Raw genomic sequence first — 26,893 nt, forward strand, 5'->3', positions numbered from 1 at the left:
TGATTTAGAATGCAAGTGCTGGTGCGTGAAACAAACGTTAATACACTTGATTTGAAATAAAATTTTATTGTGAAAAAGCTATAGAATTAATTATCCAAGATATACTATTGTAATATTCAATTTATAAATTTGTGAATTCTCAATGTCAGCGGTATATATTGCACTGGTTGCTTTGTTTTCAGTAGCAGCGCAGTGGTTAGCATGGATTTTTAAAGTACCAGCTATTTTATTCCTACTTGTTACCGGTCTTTTATTAGGGCCTGGTTTTAATGTAATTGATCCAGATGCGTTATTTGGTGACTTACTGTTTCCGATAATTTCCTTAGCCGTTGCCGTTATTTTATTTGAAGGTGCACTTACCCTCCATTTTCGAGAATTAAAAGGGCTCGAAAAAGTCGTGCGCAACCTGTGCTCCATCGGTATGTTGGCATCGTTTGTGGTGATCGGCTGCGCCGCTTATTTTGTGTTAGACCTCGATTGGCGCGTAGCTGCCGTACTTGGTGCAGTGCTAGTTGTAACCGGCCCAACGGTTATCGCACCGTTATTAAATGCCATGAGGCCGCATAAAGACATTGATAAAGTATTACGTTGGGAAGGCATCGTAATTGATCCTATTGGTGCTTTATTCGCCGTACTAGTATTCGAAGCGGTAATGTTGACAGGCCAAGAAAGTATTTTTAACCACACACTTGGCGCATTATTTATGACATTAGTGGTGGGGTTATCACTGGGTCTCTTTGCGGGTTGGTTTACGAGTTTATTAATTCGCCGTCAGTGGCTGCCGTATGAATTGCATAAATTTGGTATTTTAGCGTTGGTATTAGCAACCTTCAGTGTTTCAAATTATCTTAGCCATGAATCGGGATTACTTGCCGTAACCGTTTTTGGTATTTGGCTTGCGAACCAAGATGACTTAGAAATTGATGCTGTGCTTGAATTTAAAGAAGATTTATCAATGATCTTAATTTCAAGCTTGTTTATTTTACTCGCAGCGCGATTACACGTTGACGATATTAAACAACTTGGCGCCAATGTACTTATTTTTATGGCATTTGTGTTGTTTGCGGCACGTCCGCTATCGATTTTGTTATCAACATTTGGCTCAGACCTCAATTATCGCGCTCGTGCATTACTTAGCTGGATTGCTCCGCGTGGCATTGTTGCTGCCGCGGTAGGCTCGGTATTTGCGCTTAGTATGGTTAAAGCCGGTGTGCCCACTTCAGAGAAGTTAGTGCCGCTTATCTTTACCGTTATTATTGTGACGGTTGTTCTGCAAAGTTTAACCGCTGTGCCACTTACCAAGTTGTTAAAGCTGCGCCAGCCTGAACCAGCAACAGTACTTATTATTGGTGCAAACCATGTGGCACGTGAAGTGGCAAAGGGCCTTAAAGATATCGGTGTGAGTGTTTACCTTTCAGATCCTGCATGGGAAAACTGCAAAATGGCACGTATGGATGGCTTTCCTTGCTACTACGGTAACCCGCAATCAGAGCATGCCGAACGTTATCTGCCGCTAACTGACATTAGTAAAGTGCTAGGCTTATCGCCAAACCGCCTTTACAACGCATTAGGCATTCAACACTTCGCGCATTTAATCGGCGAGGATAAGGTGTTTTCATTGAAATCGTCTGATGTGCACGCGAAAGCAAATAAAGACAGTGCGACTTTCTTATCGCGCCAGAATTTATTTGCACAAGATGCTACGTTTGCGCGTCTTTCCGGCATGATAGCGAAAGGCGGTAAAGTAAGTGCAACACGCATTGCTGATGCATTTACTTGGGAAGATTATTTGGAAGTAAATAAAGATGCGATTCCGCTGTTTATTTGGCGTCAGCAAAAATTTATCGAACCAGTGCAAATTGGCAGTGAACAAAAACCGGAAGAGGGCGATTCTGTTATTGCGCTACAACCGCCGAAAATGTCTATTTTAAAAGAATCGCAAGTTAATCAAGCGGCAACATAAAGCAAGGAGTTACTCGCCAGTGCGTTCAATTGTGGCAGTATTACTTTTACTATTTAGTTATGGGCTGAAAGCCTCAAATGAGGTTACATTAGCGGTTGTTACCGAAGAGTGGCGACCATTTAATTATACCGACGATAGCGGTGTTATCGTCGGGCGCTCTACAACAAAAGTAAAAACAATACTCGATAGCTTGGGATACAACTATAATATTCGAAGCTACCCTTGGACGCGCGCCATGAGTATGGCTGAAAATGACGCAAATACACTTATATATTCAATTTTTAGAACGCCAGAACGAGAGCACAAATACCAATGGGTATGTCCGCTTATGGCGCCTGTAAAAGTGTATTTGTTTTACCTTTCCGAGCGTGATGATATTAATGTTACATCACTTGAAGATGCTAAGAACTATACTATTTCTGTGGGAAGAAACGCGCAAAGTCATGAAGCCTTAGTCGAAAAAGGCTTTGTTGAAGGGCAACATTTAGACGTATCTGCAGACCCTAACGCCGAATTAAGGAAGTTTCTAGCAGGGCGGGTGGATTTTCTGGTGCAATCTGAATGGGAAATGTCTGAATCGCTTAAGCGAGTAAAACGAGATTACTCTGATGTCGTGCGCAGCCTTGAAGTAGCTAATGTAAGCGACCGCACAGCATGTATGGCGTTCAGCAAAGCAACTGACAAGCAAATTGTAAATCGTGTTCAAATTGCACTTGAACAATACAATAAAAAGTTTGGCCTTAAGTAGTGTAAATGTGAAAAACCATTGGCTACCTTTGATTTTGTTTTTAGTTAAATCAACAATAGCTGTTAATTCGTAAACCCTCCTTTATTTTTATATAACCAAGCGTTCTAAAAAGCTTTTATTGTTTAATTTGAACTATTCATGGGTTATATATCTGAACTTAAATCACAAATATTGCTTTAATTAGATAAATTTGCGAACGGATATATTGGCAATAATGCGTGAAATGCGTAAGCTTATAACAAGTCGTTAATTTGGTTAAAGTTTGGTTACATAGTCGATGGGTAAAGTTAGAGTTTTATTACTTTCTATTGTGATATTTTGTGCATTTTTTTCGTCAGAAAGTAATGCTAATTCAGCTGCTTGTATATTGCTGAAACAACAAATGAGCAATTATCAGCATAGCAAAACCCACCCAACCTATCGCCGAGCTCAGCGTGACTATGAACGCCTGTGTAATCAACCTGAAGTAGTTGAAGATAAACCAACAGAAAGCGCAAAAACGCAACAAACTAGTTTAAGCGAAGAAGAAAAGCGTTTAGCACAAGAGCGATTTGAAGCTATTGAAGCTAAGCAGCAAGAACAACAAACTGTTGAAACCAAAGAAGATGCTAGTGGTGAGCTAACTAATAATGAAGATGCAACCAATAGCAACGAACAGCAGGCCGTTGAACTTGACTCAAAAACGCAAACCGAAGTAAAAGAAACGCCTAAAGCTCAACCTGCTGCGCCAGTTAAAAGAGCTCCTGTTACGTGGCAAAATGATATTCCAGTAGAAGAATCGAGCTTATTAGAAGCGATGATGCTGCCGATTATTTTATTGCTTGTCGTATTGGTTGCCATATTTGTTTATGTGAAATTTGTACGTTCACGCATGGACGAAATTAAAGAGAAAGCCAAAGAAAAAGCCCAAGAAATGTCAAAAGACATTGCTGCAATGGGTTCAAAAGTTGCTGAAAAGAAAAAGAACAAGTTACCAAAAGGCGCACTCGACCCTGATTTATACTTCCGTCGTCAACGTGTTGAAGTAACACTCGCAAATGGTCAGGAAGTAGTATTAGACAGTGTTATTGCATCGCAATACGGTATTTTCGTTGTACTGCCGCAAAAGCAACGTGGCGCAATTATCGGTAGCGCAACCTTACCAGAGTGGAAAGAGCAAGTTGGGGAAGAACTTATTGGTTTTGAGAGCCCATTACAAGTCGTGAATCAATGCTGCCACGCCGTTGCGCAGATTTTAGGATTAAATGATGAAATAGAGCCGATTGTTGCGTTTAACGATATGGCGGTATTTAAATCACAATTTCCAATTGTAGTGATGCATAAAAAGCAAGTGAATCCATACATTCTAGGCTTTAAAGAGCTGAGATTTAGCGACCAGCAAGTTGACGAATGGATGGCGTTGATTGATAGCCACAACGAAGCGAAGCGAGAAGAGAAAAAACGTGCTGAAGAGCGTCAACGTGAAGAGAATATGAATCGTCACAATGAGCCTAAATTTGATACTACAGCGCCATCGCCAGCGGAAGTTGCCGAACAAGAAATGCAAGAAAAACAGCAAGAAACTGTTTACCCAGAACCAGGCTCATATGAAAACTCGGTGTCTGAAATTACGCCTGATAATCACGATGTTCATCGTGCAGAAGAGGCAGACAAACCTGCTGTTGATCATATTGCGGAGCTTGATGCAATTCTCAATAAAGCAAAACAGTTTACTGAAAAGTTAGACGATATTAGCAGTGCAACTCCGAAAACTAGCGATGATGAAACGCAATCTCCGACACTAAGCGCACAGGACGTAGAGCCATTAAATTATGAAGCTGAGCAACCATGTGCACCGTCAACTTCGGACGAAAGTATTTTAGAGTCAGAGGCAAACGATTTATCTAATGACTTTAGGCCTGATACCAATGCAGAATTTGAAAAAACAACGCAATCACTTTCATCTGATGAATCATTTGATATGCCATTTAACGAAGCCAGTGCACCAGGTTTGGATAATGACGAACCAACGAGTAACACGTTAGATAACGAACCAATGGGCGACAGTGATACGATTGCACAGCCCAACGCGTTACAGAATGAATCAGGTCAACCTAAAGCGCAACCTCAGGATGATGATAACTTATTGCCACCAGATAGCGGTGAACCTGCTACAGCATATACTGACCCTGATTATTTTAAGTCAGCTGATGACGATGCGCCTGAAAATATGGTTCCTCACTCCGAGTTTAAACGTCGCGCGGCAAAACGTGCAGTTGATGACGGAATGTTTGATTATTTAAATCACTATGACAAACCTGCGGAAAACGACGAGCAAGCAGATGGCGAATATTCGCTTGAAGAAGAGTTGGCGCAAAGCCTTGCTGCGGGTAAGGGATTTTTGTCGGGGTTAGAGCAAAAAGATGATTCTCTTGATGAAGAGCCAAAATTACCAGCGCGCGATGACTCGGATATGTTAGCTCCAGTTGAAATCAACTTAGATCAAGAGCAAGCTAATTTATCAGCTGATAACGATCTTCTTGAGCAGCCTGACACAAACTTACAACAAGAGCTTAATGAGTTTGATATTAATGCACTCGAGCAAGACCTAGTTGATAATCATCCGGCTATCAATGATAGCGTTGAAAGTGCAGAGAATGATAGCAGCGATTTGAATCAAGGCGGTTGGCGTGCAATTAAAGCGCAAATGGATGAGCAATCTAACGATGAGATTTTGCCGCCTTCAGTAGAAAGTGAATCGCAAGATGAACAACCTAAATCAAGCTGGCGAGCATTAAAAGAACAAGTAAATGATGAAATTGGCGATGAACTTAACAAGACTGATCAAGACAGTGAGGCTGATAAAAATGACAGTGAAAAACCGTCACCATTTTCTAACTTACAGCTCGATCCAGATTGGGCGCCTAAGCCAACTCCGGAAAAGGTATTTAAAACAAAACCTGAAGACGACCCAGATAATAACTAATCAATAAAAATGGTCAGCTATTGCTGACCATTTTTTTATTTTACTTGAATTAGCGTCACTAATATTTAGTGATATTAAAGCAAGGTACAACAACCCCTATTCACATTGCTCAACAAGTGAGCGTAGGTGCTGCCCTAAATCTTGTGTTTTTGTTTTGCCATTAGCAACTAACTCAGAGGTTTGCTGTTGAATTTCAGCAACATCGTACTGCGATAGCATATGCTTTACGTAAGTTAATACATCGCCACCTTGGCGGATAAGCTCAGGCAGGCTTTCGAGAGAAAGCTCTTGTTCAGATAGGTTTGACAGCGTTTCAATGAATTGAGATAAATCCATTGAATCCTGCAACGCACCTTCTACCTCAACTAATGCGCCCATCGGGTCCGCATCTAGCTTACCTGCAACACATGCTGCAACTGAGCCAGCTTCAGAGCCTTGTTTAACGGCTTCAAGGCCTTGAGCACGGATTGCTTCAATTACTTCTTGTAACTCTTGATGCTCTGCAAAATATTGGCGTTCCAATGCCTTCTTAGGATCTTCTGCAAGATCACAGGCTGTTAAAGTAGTGGCGAAAGTGGTCGCTAGTAACAGTGCTTTTTTCATGATGTCTCCGCAATTATTCGCGTCATTTACCGCGAGTATATCGCAATGTTCTAAACTATAAGTAAGTAAAAATATGAAAATAAACTAAATTTTATGTCGCAACAAACAGTTAAAAGTCCGTGTGTTGAAAACTGTTGCTTAAATGAAGATGATGTTTGTTTGGGCTGTTTTCGTACCTTAGAAGAGATTTTATCTTGGTCGAGTATGAGTTTATCGCAAAAGCGAACTACGCTTAATTTATGTCAACAGCGAAAACAGCAAAAACAACATGCAAAAAAGGATTTTAATTCTAGATAACTCAAGTGTTTTGGCAATGCGCTTAAAAGTTTTACTGGAGTTATTGACGTGCCAAGTAGATCTACATCATTACAGCGATTTTGAACCAAGTAGCGAACCCACATTTTATGAAGCAATTGTTTTTGCCTCAGGCGTTCCCGAGAAATTAGTACTGCAAACTCAGCAGTTATACGGTGATGTGCATGTATTTTTACTGGCCCCTAATGTTGAAGGCAGCAAACTCAGTGATAGTTTTACCAAACTGGTTAGTGCGCTACCTCGCGCCCTGGTAATTCATCCATTTTATAACAATAAGGAAGTTATAGGCCTACTTGAAGAAGGGTTATCGATAGGCGCCGCTAATCTTGATATTAAATTACCTAAAATTTTATTGGTGGATGACAACGAGACTCGCTTAATGCGTTTAGAATCAAGTTTAAAAGGGGCGCACTTTGATGTTATTACCGCAGATACTGAATTCTCAGCGATTGGACGTGCGGCACTACACCAAATTGATTTACTGGTAAGTGATTTTAATATGGGGGAAATCACTGGTATTGATATATTTCGCCAAATTAAATCGATCAATTCAGGTTGTCGTTGCATTCTAGTAACCTCTAAACCACACCAAAGTGCGCTAATTGAAGCGGTGCGGTTAGGCGTTGACGATGTACTTGAAAAACCACTTGATGAAAGTGTGTTGTTACAAGCCATTTATAAACTATGGCACAGTGAGCAGCTTGAACAAAGCAACCAAGAGCTGGTATCTCGGTTACAAGACACCGTTGATGCGCTTATCGAAAAAGACAGCTTACTACGCGTTATCTATAAAAATACGCCTGATGCGATTGCTATCTTTAGTAACGACGGCACAATATTAGAAGCCAATGATGCATTTTTAAGTTTATTTGCCAGAGAACAAGATGAAGTACATGACTTATCATTTTTTGAATTGCTAGACGGTGCTATTTCGAATGAAATTAAAAACAATATTGCCAGCTTTCAACCTCAGTTTAATTTTGAGTTTGTGGTTACAACAGCAAAAGATGACATAGTACCGTTTTCAGGCTCGTTTAGTGAAATTGATGTGCATGGCGAGCCATCGACAGCGGTTATCTTAAAAAATATTGCTCATCTTAAGCGCAAACAAAAGCTACTAGAAGAAGCAAAGCAATTACTTGAAGAAAAAGTAAATATTCGTACCCAAGAACTCGAGGCTGCGAAAAACCAAGCGGAGTTTGCTAACAAAAGTAAGTCGGAATTTTTGGCAAATATGTCTCATGAATTGCGTACGCCAATGCATTCAATTTTGAGTTTTTCTCAGTTTGGCTTGGATAAACTCAATAGCGAACCAATTCCTAAAGATAAACTGCAAAAATACCTTTCTCGTATCGAAAGCTCAGGGCAGCGACTTCTGTCTTTATTAAACAATTTGCTCGACCTATCTAAGTTGGATGCGGGTAAGTTTCCGTTTAATCCCAGTAAGCACAATTTGAATCAATTAGTGCGAACCAGTATCGACGATATGTCGGGCGCACTATTAGCAAAAACTATTAATGTGCATTTTGTACCAGAAAAAGACCCGTTTTTTGTCGATTGTGATTGTGATCAAATCGCGCAAGTGATCCGAAATTTACTAGGTAATGCAATTAAATTTAGCGATGAACACAGTGAAATTGAAGTCGTAATTGACCATCACAATGACATGGTGCAATTAGCTGTACGCGACAGTGGATTAGGCATTCCTGATGAAGAATTAGACACAATCTTTAACAAGTTTGAACAAAGTAGCAAAACTAATCGTGGCGCCGGTGGCACAGGGCTTGGTCTGGCGATTTGTAAAGAGTTTGTCGATTTGCACCACGGCCGTATTTGGGCCGAAAACAACCTTGAAAAAGGTGCGAGTGTATTTGTTAGTTTGCCAGTTTCTAATACTTTTGACTAAGCTAAATTTAGTTCAGTATAAATTAATGGAAAACAAGGAGTAAGTCATGAATTCAAACACAGTACTTGCTGTTGATGACGAACCGTTTAACTTGGAAATAATCGAGGAAATACTGGAAGATCATTACGATCTGCATTGTGTTGCAAGCGGGCCAGAATGCTTAGAGGCGGTTCGTAGAATTAATCCAAGCGTGATTTTGTTAGATGTCAGTATGCCCGATATGGATGGTTATGAGGTGTGTCGACGCTTAAAAGAAGATCCTGAAACGTCTAACATCACTGTGATGTTTGTCTCTGCCAGAGGATCTGTTGAAGAGCGCATCGAGGGTTATAACGTTGGCGCCGAAGACTACATAGTTAAACCGTTTGGCCAACAAGAGTTACAAGGCAAATTAGACACCTTGTTTAAGGTCGTCGAAAACAAACGTATGCTAGAACAACAACTGCAAGATGCTACTGACACTGCATTTAATGCAATGGCCAATAGTAGCGAAATGGGCAGCATAGTGCAGTATGTTGAGCAAATCGGCAAAATTGATGAAAAAGAAGAGCTCGCGCAAGCGCTCATTAATTGCATGCGTGGTTTTGGCCTTAAAACGAGCATTGAGTTTCGTACTAAAAACAATCGCTCTCAATACAGTTCGGAGGGAATTTGCTCACCTATGGTGGTCGAGCTATTTGAGTTGTTGCAAAATAAAGGGCGTTTATATGAGTTTATGCCGAGAATTCTAGTAAATTACCCAAGGGTAAGCTTACTCATTATGAACTTACCAAGTGATGATCCCGAAAAACTAGGACGTATTCGCGATAATATTTGTTTTGTGGTGGGCGTAACAGAGCACCAACTTGATGCCATTTTAACCCGTAAGCAACTAGGCAACCAAAAGCTTAAGTTACGACAAGCGTTTTCAATGGTCCGCGATAAATTTGAAGATTTAGTGGGTGTGCTCAATCTCAGTCATGAAATGAATGAGGCAATTTTTAGAGAATTACAGGAAGAGTTTGAAGATCGGATACCACTGATGGGCTTAGATGAAGATCAGGAGCAATACATTTATAAAAAAGTGGATGACACAATTCAAAAATCGGTTGCTCGCGAGGACTTATTGCAAGATATAACACGCGCCTTTACTGAGCTTGAAAATGATCTAAGTGTTATGCTGAAGTAAACACTCTCTATTTCAACTTCAATTACTTAACTTTAGTTTTGAATAAGAGATAGCGAAATTACTTAAGTTTAAGAACAGCAACTGCTAGAGGCATATTTGCGATTTACATCTGAGGTTACTTACCAAGGGTTAAGCATCTCTTGGTAAGCCTTTCTCAATAATACGAATTAAGCGTTTTGTTTTATTGTCTCTTTGCGCTGTTTTATTGTGTTGTTGTGCGAGTGCCCAATGAATGTGTTCAAGCAGCATTTCAGAAGCGTCGTTTTGTGCGCTCTCTAATGCGTTTATAATATCGCTGTTTGCATCTGCATTTCCTAGCGCTACTGCGATATTGCGTCGCCAGCGCTCAACACCAATACGGCGAATAGCGCTGCCTTCGGTATTTTTTAGAAAGGTCGCTTCGTCCCATGCAAAAAGCGTAAGTAAGTCCTGACTTTTTAACTGTTTACGAATATGGAAGTCATCTTCGGCGGTAAGCTGTCCGTAGCGGTTCCAAGGGCACACTAACTGACAATCATCGCAACCGTAAATTCGATTGCCCAATAATGAACGGAATTCTTCTGGAATAGCGCCTTGTTTTTCAATTGTTAAGTATGAAATACAGCGCCTTGCATCGACCACATAAGGTTCGACGATTGCGCCAGTAGGACACGAGGTAATGCATGCAACGCAACTACCGCATTTGTTCTCTACCGTCTCTTCGTTTACCGGTAGCGGTAAATCCACAAATAATTCACCTAAAAAAAACCAAGAACCCGCTTCTTGATTCAGTATTAGAGTGTGTTTTCCGGTCCAGCCGAGCCCTGCTTTTTCAGCTAGTTGGCGCTCTAATACGGGGGCTGAATCAACAAAGGGTCTAAATCCTAAGGTAATTTGATGCTGTTCTAGTTCTTGTTCTAACTTTTTACCGAGTTGCTTTAAGCGATTACGCATTAATTTATGATAATCGCGGCCAAGAGCATAACGACTTATATATGCGGAATGTTTGTTTTTTAAATCTTTAGCAAAACTCGCATCTGGTGGCAGGTAATTCATGCGCACAGAAATAACTCTTTGTGTGCCTGGCACAAGTTCAGCAGGGCGTGCGCGCTTCATGCCGTGTGCAGCCATATACTCCATTTCGCCATGGTAGCCCGCATCTAACCACCGTTGTAATTGTGCTTCGTGCTGAGATAGGTCAATATCGGTGATACTCACTTGATCAAAACCAAGCTCTGTTGCCCAAAGCTTGATTTTTTCTACCAAATTCGGATAGTTAAGAGTAGACATACCAGTAGGTGAAATAAATGACGCCAGAATTAACCACTAATTTACCACAGTTTGCATATAGCGCCCAACAAGTAAAAGATAATGAAGCGATAGTTGCATCGCAGCACAACGTTGAGATGTATGCGCTAATGCAACAGGCTGCCGCATCGGTTTTTCAGTTACTGATGTTGAAATATGGTAATTGCGATAAAGTTCACGTGATTGCTGGTGGTGGTAACAATGGAGGTGATGGTTACTGGGTGGCTAATTATGCTTTGCAGTATGAGCTTGATGTTACAGTATTTAGTGTTAAGGATGTAAATCAGTTAGCCGGTGACGCTAAGCGCGCTTACTTAGATTACATAAAGCAAGGCGGCGAAGTAGTTGATAGCTTAGATACCAGTGCCGACGTTTATATTGATGCACTGTTGGGCATCGGTTTTTGCGGTGAGTTAAGTGGTGAATATTCAGATGTTATCAATCACATTAACCAACAGAGTAAACCTATTATTGCGGTAGATTTACCTTCAGGTCTGAATGCGACAACAGGCGAAGTGGCAAAGGCCTGTATCAATGCTAATTATACAGTGAGCTTTATCGCTCTTAAGCAAGGATTATTAAGTGGTAATGCTAAGCAGCATGTTGGCAATTTATACTTTGCAGGACTTGGGTTAGCCGATGCTTTTATAGAATATGTCAAACCACTCTCTCAGTTAGTAAATTATGACGCATTAAAAGCATCACTACCTACTCGTCATAGCAATAGTTATAAACAACAACTTGGCCATGTTTTATTAATTGGTGGCGATAAACCTATGCCGGGGGCTATTCGCATTGCGGCTGAGTCTTGTCTACGTGCCGGAGCTGGACTTGTAAGTGTCGCTACGCATCCAGAAAATCGCGCCATTGTGGTGCAAGGGCGTTATGAACTGATGGTACACGCCATAGAGCATACAACAGAGTTGGAACCACTAATTGAAAAAGCTGATGTGTGTGTGATTGGTCCAGGCCTTGGTCAATCAAATTGGAGTAAGACCGTATGGCAGGCAATCGAGCAGGTCAATAAACCAATTATTATTGATGCGGATGGGCTTAACTTGTTAGCTCATAAACCAATTAACCTAGCGCAAATGATTATTACCCCTCACAGCGGAGAGGCTTCAAGATTACTGGGTATCCCAAGCCATGAAATTGAACTTAATCGTTTTGATTCAGTCTCTAAATTAGCAAAGCAATTTAACGCAATAGCCTTATTAAAAGGGGCGGGCAGCTTAGTTTCTAATAGTCATTATACGGTAATTAATACGTCGGGCAGCGCTAGTATGGCAAGTGCTGGGATGGGCGATTGTTTATCTGGTATAATTGCTGGCTTAATTGCGCAGGGCATGCCGAATTTTGAAGCTGTTCAATTGGCTGTTAATATTCACGGCCGCGCAGCGGAAATTGCAGAGCAACAGGGTAAGCGTGGCATGTTAGTCTCAGATCTGTACCCTTTAATTAGAAAACTGGTTGATTAGTGGAGAAGTAAATGGATCAGCAAGATGGGGTTTTTAATTGCTTTTTGGCCGATGAAACTGAAACAGTTGCCATGGGCAGTAAATTGTCTTCATGCATACATGAAGGTGCTGTTATCTTTTTACATGGCGACTTAGGTGCGGGCAAAACGACGCTTACACGCGGCGTTGTGCAAGGTTTTGGTCATACCGGTAAAGTAAAAAGTCCAACCTATACCTTGGTTGAGCCCTACGAGTTAGCTTCACAAAATGTTTATCACTTCGATTTATATCGCCTTGCAGATCCCGAAGAATTGGAGTTTATGGGCATTCGAGACTACTTTGAAAATAATTCAGTGTGTTTAATTGAATGGCCAGAAAAAGGCGCTGGAATGCTTGCACAGGCAGATCTAGAGATTACAATGGAATATGTCGATAATGCGCGTAGAATAACCATAATGGCGAACAGTCAAAGTGGCAAAACAATAATAAATAAGCTGAAGAATGACTAGCGATTGGTACAATATTAAATCTCTATTTCGAGTAATGATTATTGTCATGATGTTTGTGAGTGTTAACTTGTACGCTGCAAACAAAATTGACAGTGTACGTGTTTGGCCGTCTCCTGAGAGCACCCGCGTGGTACTCGATATGAAAGAGAAGCCTGAATACAGCTATTTCTTTTTGAAAAATCCATTGCGCTTGGTAGTTGATATAAAATCAACACCAGGACGCGCAGCTACATTTCCAAAAATTGATAAAAAACATCAATTAATTAAAAAAATTCGCTATAGTACACCAAAGCGAAAATCCGATACGCGCTTAGTATTTGAACTACTAGCACCTGTTAAACCGGTTATCTTTTCGCTCGCACCAACAGGCCCGTATAGCGACCGACTTGTATTTGATTTATACAGTAAAGAAAAACCGAAAGCACAAACCGTTGTTAAAAGTCGCGATATTAGCAGTGATAGAGACATTGTCGTTGCTGTTGTAGCGGGGCATGGTGGTGAAGACCCTGGCTCTATCGGCCCTTCAGGTACCTATGAAAAAACTATCACGCTGCAAATTGCAAAGCGTTTGGCAGCTAAGATTAATGCAGAAAAAGGAATGTCTGCTGTCTTGCCGCGTACCGGTGATTACTATGTAAAATTAAATACACGCACCGAGCGAGCTCGAACCAAAAAAGCGGATTTCTTAATTTCAATTCACGCAGACGCATTTACGTCGCCGCAACCGCGCGGTGGCTCTGTTTGGGTGCTTTCGTTAAGACGTGCAAATTCAGAAATTGGTAAATGGATAGAGAATCGTGAGCAACACTCTGAGTTATTAGGTGGTGCGGCAGACGTTTTAAAAGATACCCAGCAAGAACGTTACTTGGCGCAAGCATTACTCGATATGTCGATGGATCATTCAATGAAAACCGGCTTTGAAGTGGCTGAAGATGTAATTAGTGAAATGCGAAAAGTCACACGCATGCATAAAAAAGTGCCGCAGGCGGCGAGTTTGGCTGTATTAAAATCACCTGATATTCCCTCTATTTTGGTTGAGACGGGCTTTATATCTAATCCAACAGAAGAGCGCTTACTAAAAACTAGAGACCACCAAGAAAAGCTCGCGACGGCAATTTTTAAATCGGTAAAGGCGTATTTTAGAAATAACCCTCCTGAAGATTCATATTTTGCCAAGTTGAAAAAAGATCAACCGCGTTTTCATAAGGTACGCTCAGGCGAGTCCCTCAGTGTGCTTGCGAGTCGTTATGGGGTAACGGTTAGCTCTTTGAAAAAGGCTAATAAGTTATCGTCGAATACGTTATATATCGGGCAAAATTTAGCTATTCCACGTAGCTAATAGTGCCTCGATTTTTGAATTTGTAATTATGTCTATACAAATATTACCCGCTCGCCTTGCCAACCAAATAGCTGCTGGTGAAGTAGTAGAACGCCCCGCATCAGTGGTTAAAGAGCTGGTGGAAAACAGTTTAGATGCGGGAGCAACGCGCATTCAAATTGATATTGAACGCGGTGGTCACAAACTAATACGTATTCGCGATAATGGCTTTGGTATCGACAAAGACCAACTTACTTTAGCGTTGTCACGCCATGCAACCAGCAAAATAAAATCACTCGATGACTTAGAGCAAATCGCATCACTAGGCTTTCGTGGCGAAGCCTTGGCGTCAATTAGCTCAGTATCGCGCTTAACATTAACCTCTAAAACTGAGGCACAAAACGAAGCGTGGCAAGCTTATGCTGAAGGGCGAGATATGGCGGTACAAATTACGCCAGCCTCTCATCCCAATGGCACAACCATTGAAGTCGTTGATTTATTTTTTAACACGCCGGCTCGCCGTAAGTTTTTACGCACCGAGAAAACTGAATTTCACCATATTGATGAACTACTGAAGCGCATTGCATTGTCGCGTTTTGATGTGGCAATTACGCTTAAGCATAACGGCAAAACAGTACGTCAATATCGTGCGCAAATGCAGCAAGAAAATTACGTCAAGCGTGTTGCCCAAGTTGCGGGAAAAGTCTTTGAACAGCAGGCTGTGTATGTCGATTCTGGTGATGAGCGCTTACGCCTGTATGGCTGGGTATTACCCGTTGGCGATAAAACAGAGCCGCAGTACACCTATGTTAATGGTCGAATGATGCGTGATAAGTTAATTTTTCACGCTATTCGTCAAACATTTGAAGAATATGCTTCAGGCTATGATATTCCGGGTTTTGTTATTTACCTTGAAATAGAGCCGCGCCAAGTCGATGTGAACGTACACCCAGCGAAACACGAAGTACGCTTTCATCAGGGGCGTTTAGTTCATGACTTTATTGTACAAGCAGTGAGGCAAGCGATTAGCTTTGAACAGCCGCTCGATCTCGCGCCAAGCAATGAGACTAGTGATTATGCACTACAGCAAATGCATCAATTTGATGCTGGGCATGAACCTAGCAAGGTGACTATGCCGCAAGTGCGTGAACAAAGTGCTTCTTTTTCCGCGTCTAGTGGTGGTTCAGGTTACAAAAAGCCGCTAATGCAGCATCATAAAGTACCAGATAGCGCAAAACAGCATTCGGTAAATGCATTTTATCAGGGGGTTGCTGACCAGGTCATTGAATCAGCGGTTCATCACACGATTAATGATATACCGCAATCAACTAATAGCGCTGAGTGCATTGAATTGTTGCCGCTACGCCAAGGCAAAGCACTGCGCAGTGTAAATGGTGAACCGCAGTTGGTCGATCTTACGCCAGCAATCCTTACCCTTTGGCAAACGCATGTTGAACAACAAGGGCAACTTGAAAGTAAAAGTCTGCTGTTACCTGTACGTATCAATTTATCCTCAGACTTGCTTGATAAAGTGCAAGACAACCTTTCATGGTTAGGAATTCTTGGTTTTGATATTGCCGTCAACTCTCAGTTTTTGTTAGTGAAAAAATTACCTGAGGTTTTATATTCAGTGGATGTTAATCAAATCTTAGATAACTTGTTTGACCATGTATTGGAAAAAAATGAAAAAACCGATCTGACGTTTTGGCTGACTTGGCTGAAAAATATTGCCTTAGTTCAGCCTCTGGGCTACACAATTACTAAGCAATTAGTCGAGTTAGTGGTAAAAAAGCCTGAATTAATTGCCAGTTTTAAAACGAAAACTGTTAAAATTGACATAGAAAACAGTCTTTTTGACTAACCGATTAATTTTTAGTTTAGCAAGGAAAAACGTTGCAACAATTGCCAATTATTTGCTTAATGGGACCGACTGCTTCCGGTAAAACCGATTTAGCGATTCAGCTTTGTCAGCATTTAAATACCGAAGTGATTAGTGTCGATTCTGCGTTGGTATACAAAGGCATGGATATTGGTTCCGCGAAGCCTAATTCTGAAGAGTTGGCATTAGCACCGCACCGACTCATCGATTTAATCGATCCTGCTGATAGTTATTCTGCAGCTGACTTTCGCCGTGATGCGCTAGATAATATTGCCCAGTTGCATAGCCAAGGTAAAATTCCGCTCTTGGTGGGTGGCACCATGATGTATTTCAAAGCGTTACTTGAAGGCTTGTCACCATTACCAAATGCAGACCAAGCAATTCGTGCAGAACTTGAGCAAGAAGCGCAGGTGAAGGGCTGGCCTCTACTGCATCAAGAGCTGACACATGTCGACCCAGTTGCAGCTGCAAAAATTAATGAAAATGACTCACAGCGTATTAATCGCGCTTTAGAGGTATACCGCTTAACGGGTAAACCAATGAGTGAGCTACAAAAGGTTAAGTCAGAACCCTTACCTTTTGATGTTTTACAGTTTGCGATTGCACCGAGCGATCGCGCTGTGTTACACCAACGTATTGAAAAAAGATTTAAAATAATGCTCGATATGGGGTTTGAAAAAGAAGTTCTGGCCTTATATACAAGAAAGGACTTACATCCAGACCTACCGTCTATTCGCTGTGTAGGTTATCGTCAAATGTGGGATTATCTCGCTGGCGAGGATGATTATGATGAAATGGTTTTTAAGGGCATAGCTGCTACGCGTCAGCTTGCTAAACGTCAGTTGACTTGGTTACGTGGCTGGCAAAATATTACTTGGCTAGAATCAGGCGATGAAGAAAACTTGCAACGCGTGTTAAGTTCGCTAAGCTAGTAAAGTGGTGCAGTAAAAATAATTGAATTCGTTAGAGTTATCGAATTTTATAAGAACACCTAGAACTAAGGAAAATAACAATGGCAAAAGGCCAATCATTACAAGACCCATTTTTGAACGCGTTACGCCGTGAACGTATTCCTGTAGCAATTTATTTAGTTAACGGCATCAAGCTACAAGGCAAAATTCAGTCATTTGACCAATTTGTAATTTTACTAGAAAACACTGTAAACCAAATGGTTTACAAACACGCTATTTCAACTGTTGTACCTGCGCGAGCTGTTAATTTCCAAGCAACTCAGGGCGGTGCAGAAGACGAGAGCGGTAACTACTAATTAATAGGAGTTTAATGCTTGTTTGACCGTTATGAAGCCGGTGAACAGGCAGTCTTAGTTCATATCGAATTTCCAAATGAAGGCGATCGTGAAGATTTGCAAGAATTGGAAATGCTCGTTTCTTCAGCTGGTGTAAATGCATTGACGATTGTGCAAGGCAGTCGTCAATCACCGCATGCCAAATACTTCGTCGGAAGCGGTAAGGCTGAGGAAATTGCTGAGATTGTCAAAATCCATGATGCAGATGTAATCATCTTTAATCACGAATTATCCCCCTCACAAGAACGCAACTTAGAGGCGATATGTAAATGTCGCGTGCTTGATAGAACTAGTTTGATTCTTGATATCTTTGCGCAAAGAGCGCGTACTCATGAAGGTAAGCTACAAGTAGAACTTGCGCAATTACGCCATATTTCTACCCGATTGATTCGAGGTTGGACGCACCTTGAGAGGCAAAAAGGGGGCATAGGTTTACGAGGTCCGGGTGAAACCCAGCTTGAAACCGACCGTCGTTTAATTCGTGGTAAAATTAAAAATATTTTAAAACGCTTAGAAAAAGTAGCTAAGCAACGTGAACAAGGACGCCGCGCACGAAACCGAAATGAAATTCCAACCGTATCATTAGTTGGCTATACCAATGCGGGTAAATCAACCTTGTTTAATCGCATCACCGATAGCGATGTATATGCGGCGGATCAGTTGTTTGCAACGCTTGATCCAACGCTTAGAAAAATTGAGGTGCCAGATTTGGGGCCAACAATTCTTGCTGATACTGTTGGTTTTATTAGGCATTTACCCCATGACTTAGTCGCTGCGTTTAAATCAACGTTAGCTGAGACCCGTGAAGCTGATTTACAACTTCACGTAATTGATGTCGCAGATGCAAGGCGTCAAGAAAATATCGAACAAGTACAAGATGTACTGAGAGAAATCGATGCTGATGAAGTACCGCAGCTATTGGTTTACAACAAAATCGATTTAGTGGAAGAGGTGTCTCCACGTATTGATCGCAACGATGAAGGTCGACCTATTCGCGTTTGGTTATCGGCACAAACTGGGGTAGGTTGTGAACTATTGCTTGAAGCGATTGGCGAATGCTTGGCGGAACAAATGTTCCATGAAAATATGCGCATTCCGCCGCAATTAGGTCGCTTACAAGGTGCGCTTTATCGATTAAATGCGGTGCAAGCTGAAAACTTTGATGAGTTGGGTAATTGGCTATTAGATGTCAGGTTACCTATGTCAGACTGGCAGCGCTTGAAAAAAGAGTTCGGTGAGCAAATACAAGAATTAGTGGTTTAACTTTTCAAAAATATTTGTTTACCGTAAAAATTAGAAAATCCCCTAAGGTTTTGGTAAATTTACCAAAGTTTAATTTTAATTATTAATATTGGAGTGACGCTATGGCCTGGAACGAGCCGGGTAACAATGGCAACGACAAAGACCCATGGAATAACAAGGGCGGTCGAGATCAGGGTCCACCTGATTTAGATGAAGTATTTCGTAAATACGGCGACCGCTTTGGTGGCTTATTTGGCGGCAAAAAAGGATCAAGCAACGGCGGTTTAAGTGGCCCTGCACTGGTATTTGTTTTAATTATCGCTATTACCGTTTGGGCTATTAGTGGTTTTTACACGGTGAAAGAAGCAGAGCGTGGTGTTGTATTACGCTTCGGTCAGTTTCACGACATAGCCTTACCTGGTTTGCGTTGGAAAATGACGTTTGTTGATCGTGTCATCCCTGTTGATATTGAAGCAGTGCGTTCACTTTCTGCGTCAGGCTTTATGCTTACCGAAGATGAAAACGTGGTAAGTGTTGAGTTTGTGGTTCAGTACCGTGTTACCGATGCATATTTATACCGCTTCAGCGTAACGGATGCAGATCACAGCTTACAGCAAGCGCTTGATAGTGCACTGCGTTATGTTGTTGGTCACGCAAAAATGGATGATGTATTAACGAAAGGTCGTGAGCAGGTGCGTCAAGACACTTGGCAGGAACTTGAGAAAATTATCACGCCATATAATTTAGGTATCGTACTGACAGACGTTAACTTTAAAGATGCGCGTCCACCGGCAGAAGTAAAAGATGCGTTTGATGATGCAATTGCAGCACAAGAAGATGAAGAGCGTTTTATTCGTGAAGCTGAAGCATATCAACGTGAGATTGAACCAACTGCGCGTGGTCGTGTAACACGTATGACGCAAGAAGCAGAAGCGTATAAAGAGCGTGTAACGCTTGAAGCGCAGGGTGAAATCGCACGTTTTGAACGCCTATTACCAGAATACCAAGCTGCTAAAGAAGTAACGCGTCAGCGTCTTTATATCGATGCGATGGAAGAAGTATTAGGTAATACGTCAAAGGTAATTGTTGATGTAGAAGGTGGTAATAATATGATGTATTTACCGCTCGATAAAATTATTCAGCAATCGAAAGAAAACGCAATGCCTGCTCGTCAACGCAATGATGTTGATAACTTAAGACAGCAACTAGGTACAACGAAAAACAGTCAGCTAAATTCAGCGAATGACCGCTACTCTAGCGACCGTTACAACTCTGGGAGATACAATCAATGAAAAACTTTGGTTTAGTTATTGTTGTTATTCTAGCGATGCTTAGTTTTTCTGGCCTGTTTGTGGTGCCAGAAGGTCAAAAGGCAATTGTATTAGAGTTTAGTAAAGTCAAGAAAGATAGCGAAGGTAACCCGGTTGTGTATGAGCCAGGTCTGCAATTTAAAATGCCGTTTATCTCTCAAGTACGTAAGCTAGATTCGCGTATTCAAACACTGGACGGTTCACCAGATCGCTTTGTAACAAGCGAAAAGAAAGACTTAATTGTTGATTCGTATGTTAAATGGCGTGTTAAAGACTTCAGTAAGTTTTACCTGCGTGCACGTGGTGATAAGCAATATGCTGAAACACTACTTAAGCAAAAGGTGAACAATGGTTTAAGAACTAACTTTGGTTCGCGCACAATTCGCGAGATTGTGTCAGGTGAGCGTAGTGCACTAATGGAAGAGGCATTATCGCAAGCTTCTGAAAGTGCTGCTGAGTTAGGTATTGAAGTACTTGACGTACGAGTGAAGAAAATTAATTTACCGACAGAAGTAAGTAACTCAATTTTCCAACGTATGCGCGCTGAGCGTTCTGCTGTAGCGAAAGAACACCGTTCTGAAGGTATGGAGAAGGCCGAGGAAATTCGCGCTGACGTAGACCGTCGTGTAACGGTTATGCTTGCTGATGCAGAGCGTAATGCACGAAGTGTACGTGGTGAAGGTGATGCGTTAGCAGCAAAAATTTATGCTGATGCGTACAACAAAGACGCTGAATTCTATAGCTTTTTACGCAGCTTAGATGCTTACAAAGCAACCTTTAAAAATAAAGAAGACGTTATGGTGCTGAGCCCTGATAGTGACTTCTTTAAGTATATGAAGCAAACCGGTAAGTAAATTACCCAGTTGCAATATAATATTGAAAGCCCTGCACTTGCAGGGCTTTTTTATGGAGAAAATAATGAGCTTTGATGTATTGTTATTGGCGTTTGCTGTGTTGTTAATTTTTGAAGGGCTTGGGCCTGCTTTATTTCCAGCGAAATGGCGCGAGTATTTACGCGAAATAGCGCAATTAGCTGATCCGCAATTGCGGATGATAGGCGTTGCTTTAATCTTGATTGGTTGGCTGCTTTTTATGTGGTTAAAACCATAAAATAAAAAACAACCAAGAGATAAAATAAAAATTAAATTTATTAGTAAATTATCTAAAAACAACAGTGCTTAATGAGCTTGTATATACCAATTTAATTGAAGTTATTTAGATAAAATGATGAAAAAAGCTGCTAAACGGGGTGATCTTTGCCCCCATTTTTTGATAGAATCTGCGCCTAATTTTCTTTAAGTGAAGTTACAATGGGTAAAAACGTCGTTGTATTAGGCACCCAATGGGGTGACGAAGGTAAAGGTAAGGTTGTTGACCTACTAACAGATAAAGCGTCTTTAGTTGTACGTTATCAAGGTGGTCACAACGCAGGTCACACACTCGTTATTAACGGTGAGAAAACAGTTCTTCACCTTATCCCATCAGGTGTTCTACGTGACAATGTTAAATGTGTAATCGGTAACGGTGTAGTATTAGCACCAGATGCACTTATGCGCGAAATCGGCATGCTTGAAGAGCGTGGCGTTCCGGTTAGAGAGCGTTTATTAATTTCTGAAGCATGTCCACTAATCCTACCGTATCACGTAGCATTAGACATGGCTCGTGAAGAAGCACGTGGCGCTAAAGCTATCGGTACTACAGGTCGTGGTATTGGTCCAGCTTACGAAGATAAAGTGGCGCGTCGTGGCTTACGTGTTGGCGATTTATTTAACCCAGAGTTATTCGCTGAAAAACTAAAAGAAGTACTTGAGTATCATAACTTTACACTAGTTAATTACTACAAAGTGGATCCAGTTGATTACCAAGAAACATTAGACGCAGCAATGGCTGTTGCTGACATTCTTAAGTCTATGGTTGTTGACGTTACTGAGTTACTTGACCAAGCACGTACTAATGGCGAGCACATCTTATTTGAAGGTGCGCAAGGTACGCTGCTTGATATCGACCACGGTACATACCCATACGTTACGTCTTCAAATACAACGGCTGGCGGTGTTGCTACGGGTGCTGGTTTTGGTCCATTAAACCTAGATTACGTATTAGGTATCGTGAAAGCATACACAACACGTGTTGGTTCAGGTCCTTTCCCAACTGAACTTTATGACGGTCTAGATAAGCAAGACCCTGTTGGTAAACACTTAGGTGACAAAGGTCACGAGTTTGGCGCAACAACTGGTCGTTTACGTCGTACAGGTTGGTTCGATGCTGTTGCAATGCGTCGTGCGGTACAAATTAACTCTATTACAGGCTTCTGTTTAACTAAACTAGATGTATTAGACGGTTTAGAAACAATCAAAATCTGTACTGGTTACCAGCTTGAAGATGGTACAGTTACAAACGTAACACCACTTGCTGCTGAAGGTTACGAGAAAGTAACACCAGTATACGAAGAGATGCCAGGTTGGAGCGAAAATACGTTCGGTGTAACAACTTACGAAGGCTTACCACAAGCTGCACGTAACTACATCAAGCGTTTAGAAGAAATCACTGGTGTACCAATCGATATCATCTCGACTGGCCCAGATCGTGTAGAAACAATGATTGTACGTAACCCATTCGGTGAGTAAATTTAGTTTCTAGAAAAAAGCTGCAGTTTGCAGCTTTTTTTATGCCTAAAATTCAAAGGTTGGTATATATTTTGTATCAATTATTTTAAATTGGTATGAGCTCTAGTTGTGTTAAATAGTTGAACACGTTTATCGCGCTAGCTATAAGTGTAGTGCGGTAGTTAGCTCACTGAATGATTAACGAGTTAAGTGAATTGACTTAATTGGCTTCGAATATCTGAGAATTATTATGCGTTTATTTATGCGAACACTGTGTCAAACCTTTGCTGCAACAGGGTTAATTTTTAGCTCTGCAAATGTGCTTGCCGAAAACCCTGAGCTGCAAGCAGTGCAAATCTACAGCCAAGATGAACTCATTAAACTCATAAATAAAAATGAACATTTAACACGAGTAAAGCTCGACGATTGCCAACTTGTGCAAGATATCGAAGCGCGTGCAAGTAAAATGAAAGTCCCTGCATATCAGTTTTTATATGGCGATATGTTGGCATACGCAGTATGTGTAGAACGTGATGTTGACCTTGGCGTGTATTACATGCGTGAAGCGGCAGATCAAGGCTTAGCGGCGGCACTAGAGCAACTTGGTCGCTATTACCATGTTGGCCAATTAGTGCAGCGCGATATCAATAAAGCCATTATTTATCTACGCGAGGCCGCATCGCTTGGTAATCTAAATGCACAAATTAGGCTTGTTGATTTGTTTAACGCGGGGCTTGGTAGCCCTCGCGATTTTGAAGATGCATACCGCTGGCTCAATGGCGCTTTAATTTACGACAAAAAGCGCCATCAAGAAGTCGCGAAAAAGCTCGCATTACTTGCTGAAAAAATGCCACCGAGTGCGTTAGCCCGTGCTAAAAAATAGAATGTCATTTAGCTTAATGATTATGCCTGTGCGAACTGCTCTTTATCGGGCAGCCAACGGGCAATAATATGTTCCGCAAGATCGCTATGTTCAGTTAAAAAGCGTTTAGCGACGGGCCTAACTTGTTCTACTAGTGCTTTGTCTCGCACAAGGTCAGCAATTCTAAATTCCGCAAGTCCCGTCTGCTTTGTACCAAGCACTTCGCCGGGCCCACGGATCTCCAAATCTCGCTCTGCAATGACAAATCCGTCATTGCTATCGCGCAGCACTCCTAAGCGTTTTTGACCTGTGTTAGATAGTGGAGGGTGATATAGTAGTACGCAGTGCGATGCGACTGAGCCACGGCCAACACGACCGCGTAACTGGTGTAATTGGGCAAGCCCTAAACGTTCTGGGTTTTCAATAATAATTAAGCTAGCGTTAGGTACATCTACCCCGACTTCTATTACGGTTGTAGCAACCAGTACGTCTATTTTGCCCGCTTTAAACTCCGACATGATGAACTGCTTTTCACTTGGTTTCATGCGGCCGTGTACCAATTCGATAGCAACATCAGGTAGTGCTTTAGCTAATTCTTTTGCGCTATCCTCCGCAGCTTGGCATTGCAATGCTTCTGATTCTTCTATTAGCGTACAAACCCAATAAACCTGACGCTTGTCTTGCAGTACCGACTGCTGTACACGGTTAATAATGTCTTGGCGGCGGGTATCAGGAATAGCCACCGTTGTAATAGGTGTTCTGCCAGGTGGTAATTCGTCAATAATCGATGTTTCTAAATCGGCATAGGCGGTCATTGCTAAGGTGCGTGGAATAGGGGTTGCGGTCATAACTAACTGGTGTGGATAGCAATTGCCATTACGGCCTTTTTCACGTAATTCTAAACGTTGGTGTACGCCAAAGCGGTGTTGTTCATCAATAATAATCAGTGCGAGATTATTAAAGCTCACTTGTTCTTGGAATAACGCATGGGTGCCGACAATCATTTGTGCTTCGCCGGAGGCTATTTGCTCAAGTACTACAGTGCGTTCTTTACCTTTAGTTTTACCCGCTAACCACGCAATTTTAACGCCTAATGGCTCAAACCAAGCTCGAAAAGCGTTAGCGTGCTGCTCGGCTAAAATCTCGGTAGGTGCCATTAAGGCAACTTGATAACCTTGGCTAATTGCCGTAAGTGCTGACATTGCCGCTACCAACGTTTTTCCCGAACCAACATCGCCTTGCACTAATCGCATCATAGGGTAGGGCTGAGTCAGATCGTGTTTAATTTCTGCCACTACACGCTGTTGCGCATTAGTTGGTTTGAAAGGTAGCTGGGCAAGTAGTTGTGGCTCAAGAGAATTGGTTGGTGGCAAGGTTACCGCCTGATGCACTTGTCCTTTGGCACGCAGTTTTAAGAGGCTTAAATTTTGCGCCAGTATTTCTTCAAATGCGAGTCGTTGCTGAGCAGGGTGAAGCCCTTGCTCAAGCAGTAGTGTACTTTCTTCAGGACTCGGTTTGTGAAGCGTTAGCAAGGCTTTTTTTAAGCTGTACCCTTGTGGTTGGTACTGAGCTGGCAAGAGTTCTTGAATATCATAGCGCTCTAGTAAGGCTACGGCCTGGCTGCTCAGTTTGCGTAACGAAAGCTGCTTTAAGCCTTCCGTTGTTGGGTAAACGGGCGTAAGTGATTCTTCAACTTGGCTTGTGACATTCTCATCGATGATTTTATACTCGGGATGAGCCATTTCGTAGCCGTTCCTACCGCGGCGAATTTCACCAAAACAGCGTATTCTACTACCCGCAGTTAAATTATTTTTTTGTGCAGCGGTAAAAGTGAAAAAGCGTAAGGTTAGTCTGCCAGTGCCATCGTTAACTTGGCAATTAAGCATGCGGCGTTTACCAAAGCTGATATTGGTATTTTCAATAGTCGCTTCAATGCTGACATGATAGTGCGCTTGCAGCTCGCAAATAGGATAAATGCGAGTGCGATCTTCATAGCGCAGCGGTAAATGAAAGAGTAAGTCTTGTACGGTAAAAATATGCAGCTTTGCTAAACGCTCTGCAATTTTAGGCCCAGCACCTTTCAGTTCAGTGATGGGGTATGAGGCAAGATCAATTGCCATAGCTGTCCTTTCGTTTTTACCGTCCTTGGTTTTTAACAGGTTAAGTTTAAAGTTGCAATAGATAACTGTAAAAATAACCAGTGTTTAGCTTAGGCTTTTTTAACGAAACGTAGGGTATTCCAAAATGCTTCATCAGCCACAATTTCACCCTCGTCATCAAGTTCAGGGTATGGCAGGCCTTTTAAGCGGCACTGTTGCGCGATAATAGGGTGACAGCCTTCAAATAGCAGGGTGTGCTTGGTGTTTTTATCTAAGTGGTCATTAGGCTGATACATGTCTGCATTTTCGCGCTGGCGCTGGGCTTCGTAAAGAATTAACGCTGCAGCAACGGATACATTCAATGACTGCACCATGCCTTCCATTGGAATGATAATATGCTGGTCCGCATGAGCGAGTGCTTTGTCGGAAATACCATCGCGTTCTTGGCCAACAATAACGGCAGTTGGCTTAGTGTAATCAATTTCACGAAAATCAACGGCGCTATCTGATAGGTTTGTTGCCAAAATTTGCACGCCTGGAATTTGTTCACGAAGTGCTTTTACCGCATCATCAATATCATCGTGCATATGGGTTTCCACCCAGTTTTTACTACCACCCGATGTATTATTAGTTAAACGACGCTGTTCTCTTGGCCAAACTGCATGAACATGGTGACAACCAACGGCGTCAGCGGTTCTAACAATTGCTGATAAGTTATGATGTTTGTGCACTTCGTCTAAGCACACAGTTAAATCAAGTTGACGTTTATCGAGTACAGATTTTACGCGTTTGTAGCGGTTATCGGCCATGGTTATTCTCCGGAAAATTCGCGGCGATTATACCTAGCTGATGTGTCTCTCGCAATTATTCTGCACCGCAGTGAAATGTTATGGCGTTACATCTCGGTTTATTGGGTTTTGTAGGGAGATTAAGGTCTCGGTTGATTGGATTACGTCAATAGCTTGTATTTTATTGATTAGCACGTCTTGCAGGTGATCAATTGAACGTGTCACAACCTTAATAAAAATACTGTAATTACCTGTGGTGTAATAGGCTTCTACCACTTCTTCTAACGCTTCTAAGCGTTTGATGGTGTCAGGGTAATCTTTAGCATTTTTTAAGTTAATACCAATAAAACAACATACGTCGTAACCTAGATTTTTTTCGTTAATAGAAACTTTTGTGCCCGTAATAATATTGGCTTGTTTCATTTTCTCAACACGTACGTGAATTGTGCCGGCACTGACTTCAAACTTTTTTGCTAGCTCAGCATAAGGCACGCGCGCGTTGTCCATCAACGCGTGCAGAATCGATTTGTCGAGATTATCCATTTTGTATTGGGTCATAATT

General features: G+C 41.7%; 23 protein-coding genes. 18 read left to right on the forward strand and 5 right to left on the reverse strand.

Annotation, left to right across the window (positions count from 1 at the left end; all coding sequences use genetic code 11):
- Positions 1–142 precede the first annotated feature (142 nt).
- The 3 genes from ACXAFE_RS02060 (at position 143) to ACXAFE_RS02070 (ending at position 5,676) form a co-directional block, all read left to right on the forward strand.
- Complete coding sequence (locus ACXAFE_RS02060; protein WP_475147865.1) at positions 143–1,963, forward strand: cation:proton antiporter; 1,821 nt, start codon at positions 143–145, stop codon at positions 1,961–1,963.
- Between the two features lie 19 nt (positions 1,964–1,982).
- Complete coding sequence (locus ACXAFE_RS02065) at positions 1,983–2,711, forward strand: substrate-binding periplasmic protein (protein WP_475147867.1); 729 nt, start codon at positions 1,983–1,985, stop codon at positions 2,709–2,711.
- Between the two features lie 382 nt (positions 2,712–3,093).
- Positions 3,094–5,676: a hypothetical protein gene (locus ACXAFE_RS02070; protein WP_475147870.1), complete on the forward strand. Its 2,583-nt coding sequence runs from the start codon at positions 3,094–3,096 to the stop codon at positions 5,674–5,676.
- Between the two features lie 96 nt (positions 5,677–5,772).
- Here ACXAFE_RS02070 and ACXAFE_RS02075 read toward each other — a convergent pair whose 3' ends face one another.
- Complete coding sequence (locus ACXAFE_RS02075; protein WP_475147874.1) at positions 5,773–6,279, reverse strand: hypothetical protein; 507 nt, start codon at positions 6,277–6,279, stop codon at positions 5,773–5,775.
- 93 nt (positions 6,280–6,372) lie between these two features.
- On the opposite strand from ACXAFE_RS02075, the gene ACXAFE_RS02080 reads away from it, so the two are divergent.
- The 3 genes from ACXAFE_RS02080 to ACXAFE_RS02090 are packed head-to-tail and all read left to right on the forward strand — an operon-like array spanning position 6,373 to position 9,668.
- The gene (locus ACXAFE_RS02080; RefSeq protein WP_054979076.1) at positions 6,373–6,576 is read left to right on the forward strand and encodes a DUF1289 domain-containing protein; all 204 of its coding nucleotides are present in this window, start codon (positions 6,373–6,375) and stop codon (positions 6,574–6,576) included.
- Positions 6,548–8,500, forward strand: coding sequence for a PAS domain-containing sensor histidine kinase (locus ACXAFE_RS02085; RefSeq protein WP_475147877.1), 1,953 nt, complete (start codon positions 6,548–6,550; stop codon positions 8,498–8,500). Before ACXAFE_RS02080 ends, ACXAFE_RS02085 begins: the two co-directional genes overlap by 29 nt.
- 46 nt (positions 8,501–8,546) lie before the next feature.
- On the forward strand, positions 8,547–9,668 hold the full coding sequence (locus ACXAFE_RS02090; RefSeq protein ID WP_475147881.1) for a response regulator: 1,122 nt from the start codon (positions 8,547–8,549) through the stop codon (positions 9,666–9,668).
- Positions 9,669–9,797: 129 nt separating this feature from the next.
- Here ACXAFE_RS02090 and queG read toward each other — a convergent pair whose 3' ends face one another.
- Positions 9,798–10,937 carry a tRNA epoxyqueuosine(34) reductase QueG gene (gene queG, locus ACXAFE_RS02095; protein ID WP_475147883.1) on the reverse strand — a complete coding sequence of 380 codons (1,140 nt, stop codon included), beginning with the start codon at positions 10,935–10,937 and terminating at the stop codon, positions 9,798–9,800.
- 17 nt (positions 10,938–10,954) lie between these two features.
- On the opposite strand from queG, the gene ACXAFE_RS02100 reads away from it, so the two are divergent.
- From ACXAFE_RS02100 to ACXAFE_RS02155, 12 genes are all read left to right on the forward strand, one after another.
- Positions 10,955–12,433 carry an NAD(P)H-hydrate dehydratase gene (locus tag ACXAFE_RS02100; protein WP_475147886.1) on the forward strand — a complete coding sequence of 493 codons (1,479 nt, stop codon included), beginning with the start codon at positions 10,955–10,957 and terminating at the stop codon, positions 12,431–12,433.
- A gap of 11 nt (positions 12,434–12,444) precedes the next feature.
- Positions 12,445–12,921, forward strand: coding sequence for a tRNA (adenosine(37)-N6)-threonylcarbamoyltransferase complex ATPase subunit type 1 TsaE (gene tsaE, locus ACXAFE_RS02105; protein WP_054979081.1), 477 nt, complete (start codon positions 12,445–12,447; stop codon positions 12,919–12,921).
- A complete protein-coding gene (locus ACXAFE_RS02110; protein WP_475147888.1) occupies positions 12,914–14,260 on the forward strand; it encodes an N-acetylmuramoyl-L-alanine amidase in 1,347 nt (448 codons plus the stop codon). The genes tsaE and ACXAFE_RS02110 overlap by 8 nt, the downstream gene beginning before the upstream one ends.
- Positions 14,261–14,288: 28 nt before the next feature.
- The gene (gene mutL / locus ACXAFE_RS02115) at positions 14,289–16,100 is read left to right on the forward strand and encodes a DNA mismatch repair endonuclease MutL (protein WP_475147891.1); all 1,812 of its coding nucleotides are present in this window, start codon (positions 14,289–14,291) and stop codon (positions 16,098–16,100) included.
- Between the two features lie 32 nt (positions 16,101–16,132).
- Complete coding sequence (miaA, locus tag ACXAFE_RS02120) at positions 16,133–17,050, forward strand: tRNA (adenosine(37)-N6)-dimethylallyltransferase MiaA (protein WP_475147894.1); 918 nt, start codon at positions 16,133–16,135, stop codon at positions 17,048–17,050.
- A gap of 80 nt (positions 17,051–17,130) precedes the next feature.
- Positions 17,131–17,385 (forward strand): RNA chaperone Hfq, encoded by a 255-nt coding sequence (gene hfq / locus ACXAFE_RS02125; RefSeq protein WP_010561063.1) that lies wholly within the window; start codon positions 17,131–17,133, stop codon positions 17,383–17,385.
- A gap of 18 nt (positions 17,386–17,403) precedes the next feature.
- Entirely contained in the window at positions 17,404–18,687 is a 1,284-nt protein-coding gene (gene hflX, locus ACXAFE_RS02130; protein WP_100912634.1) for a ribosome rescue GTPase HflX, read from the forward strand.
- Positions 18,688–18,788: 101 nt separating this feature from the next.
- Positions 18,789–19,958: an FtsH protease activity modulator HflK gene (gene hflK, locus ACXAFE_RS02135; protein WP_475147900.1), complete on the forward strand. Its 1,170-nt coding sequence runs from the start codon at positions 18,789–18,791 to the stop codon at positions 19,956–19,958.
- On the forward strand, positions 19,955–20,830 hold the full coding sequence (hflC, locus tag ACXAFE_RS02140; protein WP_054979086.1) for a protease modulator HflC: 876 nt from the start codon (positions 19,955–19,957) through the stop codon (positions 20,828–20,830). Before hflK ends, hflC begins: the two co-directional genes overlap by 4 nt.
- 64 nt (positions 20,831–20,894) lie before the next feature.
- Positions 20,895–21,086, forward strand: a complete 192-nt coding sequence (locus ACXAFE_RS02145; protein ID WP_475147904.1) for a DUF2065 domain-containing protein — start codon at positions 20,895–20,897, stop codon at positions 21,084–21,086.
- A gap of 200 nt (positions 21,087–21,286) precedes the next feature.
- Complete coding sequence (locus tag ACXAFE_RS02150) at positions 21,287–22,603, forward strand: adenylosuccinate synthase (RefSeq protein ID WP_010561058.1); 1,317 nt, start codon at positions 21,287–21,289, stop codon at positions 22,601–22,603.
- Between the two features lie 229 nt (positions 22,604–22,832).
- On the forward strand, positions 22,833–23,465 hold the full coding sequence (locus tag ACXAFE_RS02155) for a tetratricopeptide repeat protein (RefSeq protein ID WP_475147913.1): 633 nt from the start codon (positions 22,833–22,835) through the stop codon (positions 23,463–23,465).
- 20 nt (positions 23,466–23,485) lie between these two features.
- Here the strand turns inward: ACXAFE_RS02155 and recG are convergent, their stop codons facing one another.
- From recG to asnC, 3 genes are all read right to left on the reverse strand, one after another.
- Positions 23,486–25,603, reverse strand: coding sequence for an ATP-dependent DNA helicase RecG (recG, locus tag ACXAFE_RS02160; RefSeq protein ID WP_475153583.1), 2,118 nt, complete (start codon positions 25,601–25,603; stop codon positions 23,486–23,488).
- Between the two features lie 50 nt (positions 25,604–25,653).
- Positions 25,654–26,352, reverse strand: coding sequence for a tRNA (guanosine(18)-2'-O)-methyltransferase TrmH (gene trmH, locus ACXAFE_RS02165; protein ID WP_475147916.1), 699 nt, complete (start codon positions 26,350–26,352; stop codon positions 25,654–25,656).
- A gap of 78 nt (positions 26,353–26,430) precedes the next feature.
- Entirely contained in the window at positions 26,431–26,889 is a 459-nt protein-coding gene (gene asnC / locus ACXAFE_RS02170; RefSeq protein ID WP_010561054.1) for a transcriptional regulator AsnC, read from the reverse strand.
- Positions 26,890–26,893: the final 4 nt, after the last annotated feature.

This window comes from Pseudoalteromonas sp. ABV4_021, from assembly GCF_056159365.1.

Excerpts from the sequence above, each read along its gene's own strand:
- ACXAFE_RS02080 (WP_054979076.1), top strand. The coding sequence starts at position 6,373 with ATGTCGCAACAAACAGTTAAAAGTCCGTGTGTTGAAAACTGTTGCTTA.
- tsaE (WP_054979081.1), top strand. The coding sequence starts at position 12,445 with ATGGATCAGCAAGATGGGGTTTTTAATTGCTTTTTGGCCGATGAAACT.
- mutL (WP_475147891.1), top strand. The coding sequence starts at position 14,289 with ATGTCTATACAAATATTACCCGCTCGCCTTGCCAACCAAATAGCTGCT.
- hflK (WP_475147900.1), top strand. The coding sequence starts at position 18,789 with ATGGCCTGGAACGAGCCGGGTAACAATGGCAACGACAAAGACCCATGG.
- trmH (WP_475147916.1), bottom strand. The coding sequence starts at position 26,352 with ATGGCCGATAACCGCTACAAACGCGTAAAATCTGTACTCGATAAACGT.
- asnC (WP_010561054.1), bottom strand. The coding sequence starts at position 26,889 with ATGACCCAATACAAAATGGATAATCTCGACAAATCGATTCTGCACGCG.
- ACXAFE_RS02090 (WP_475147881.1), top strand. The coding sequence starts at position 8,547 with ATGAATTCAAACACAGTACTTGCTGTTGATGACGAACCGTTTAACTTG.
- ACXAFE_RS02060 (WP_475147865.1), top strand. The coding sequence starts at position 143 with ATGTCAGCGGTATATATTGCACTGGTTGCTTTGTTTTCAGTAGCAGCG.
- hfq (WP_010561063.1), top strand. The coding sequence starts at position 17,131 with ATGGCAAAAGGCCAATCATTACAAGACCCATTTTTGAACGCGTTACGC.
- queG (WP_475147883.1), bottom strand. The coding sequence starts at position 10,937 with ATGTCTACTCTTAACTATCCGAATTTGGTAGAAAAAATCAAGCTTTGG.
- ACXAFE_RS02085 (WP_475147877.1), top strand. The coding sequence starts at position 6,548 with ATGCAAAAAAGGATTTTAATTCTAGATAACTCAAGTGTTTTGGCAATG.
- hflC (WP_054979086.1), top strand. The coding sequence starts at position 19,955 with ATGAAAAACTTTGGTTTAGTTATTGTTGTTATTCTAGCGATGCTTAGT.
- ACXAFE_RS02100 (WP_475147886.1), top strand. The coding sequence starts at position 10,955 with ATGACGCCAGAATTAACCACTAATTTACCACAGTTTGCATATAGCGCC.
- ACXAFE_RS02110 (WP_475147888.1), top strand. The coding sequence starts at position 12,914 with ATGACTAGCGATTGGTACAATATTAAATCTCTATTTCGAGTAATGATT.
- ACXAFE_RS02075 (WP_475147874.1), bottom strand. The coding sequence starts at position 6,279 with ATGAAAAAAGCACTGTTACTAGCGACCACTTTCGCCACTACTTTAACA.
- ACXAFE_RS02155 (WP_475147913.1), top strand. The coding sequence starts at position 22,833 with ATGCGTTTATTTATGCGAACACTGTGTCAAACCTTTGCTGCAACAGGG.
- ACXAFE_RS02150 (WP_010561058.1), top strand. The coding sequence starts at position 21,287 with ATGGGTAAAAACGTCGTTGTATTAGGCACCCAATGGGGTGACGAAGGT.
- ACXAFE_RS02070 (WP_475147870.1), top strand. The coding sequence starts at position 3,094 with ATGAGCAATTATCAGCATAGCAAAACCCACCCAACCTATCGCCGAGCT.
- ACXAFE_RS02145 (WP_475147904.1), top strand. The coding sequence starts at position 20,895 with ATGAGCTTTGATGTATTGTTATTGGCGTTTGCTGTGTTGTTAATTTTT.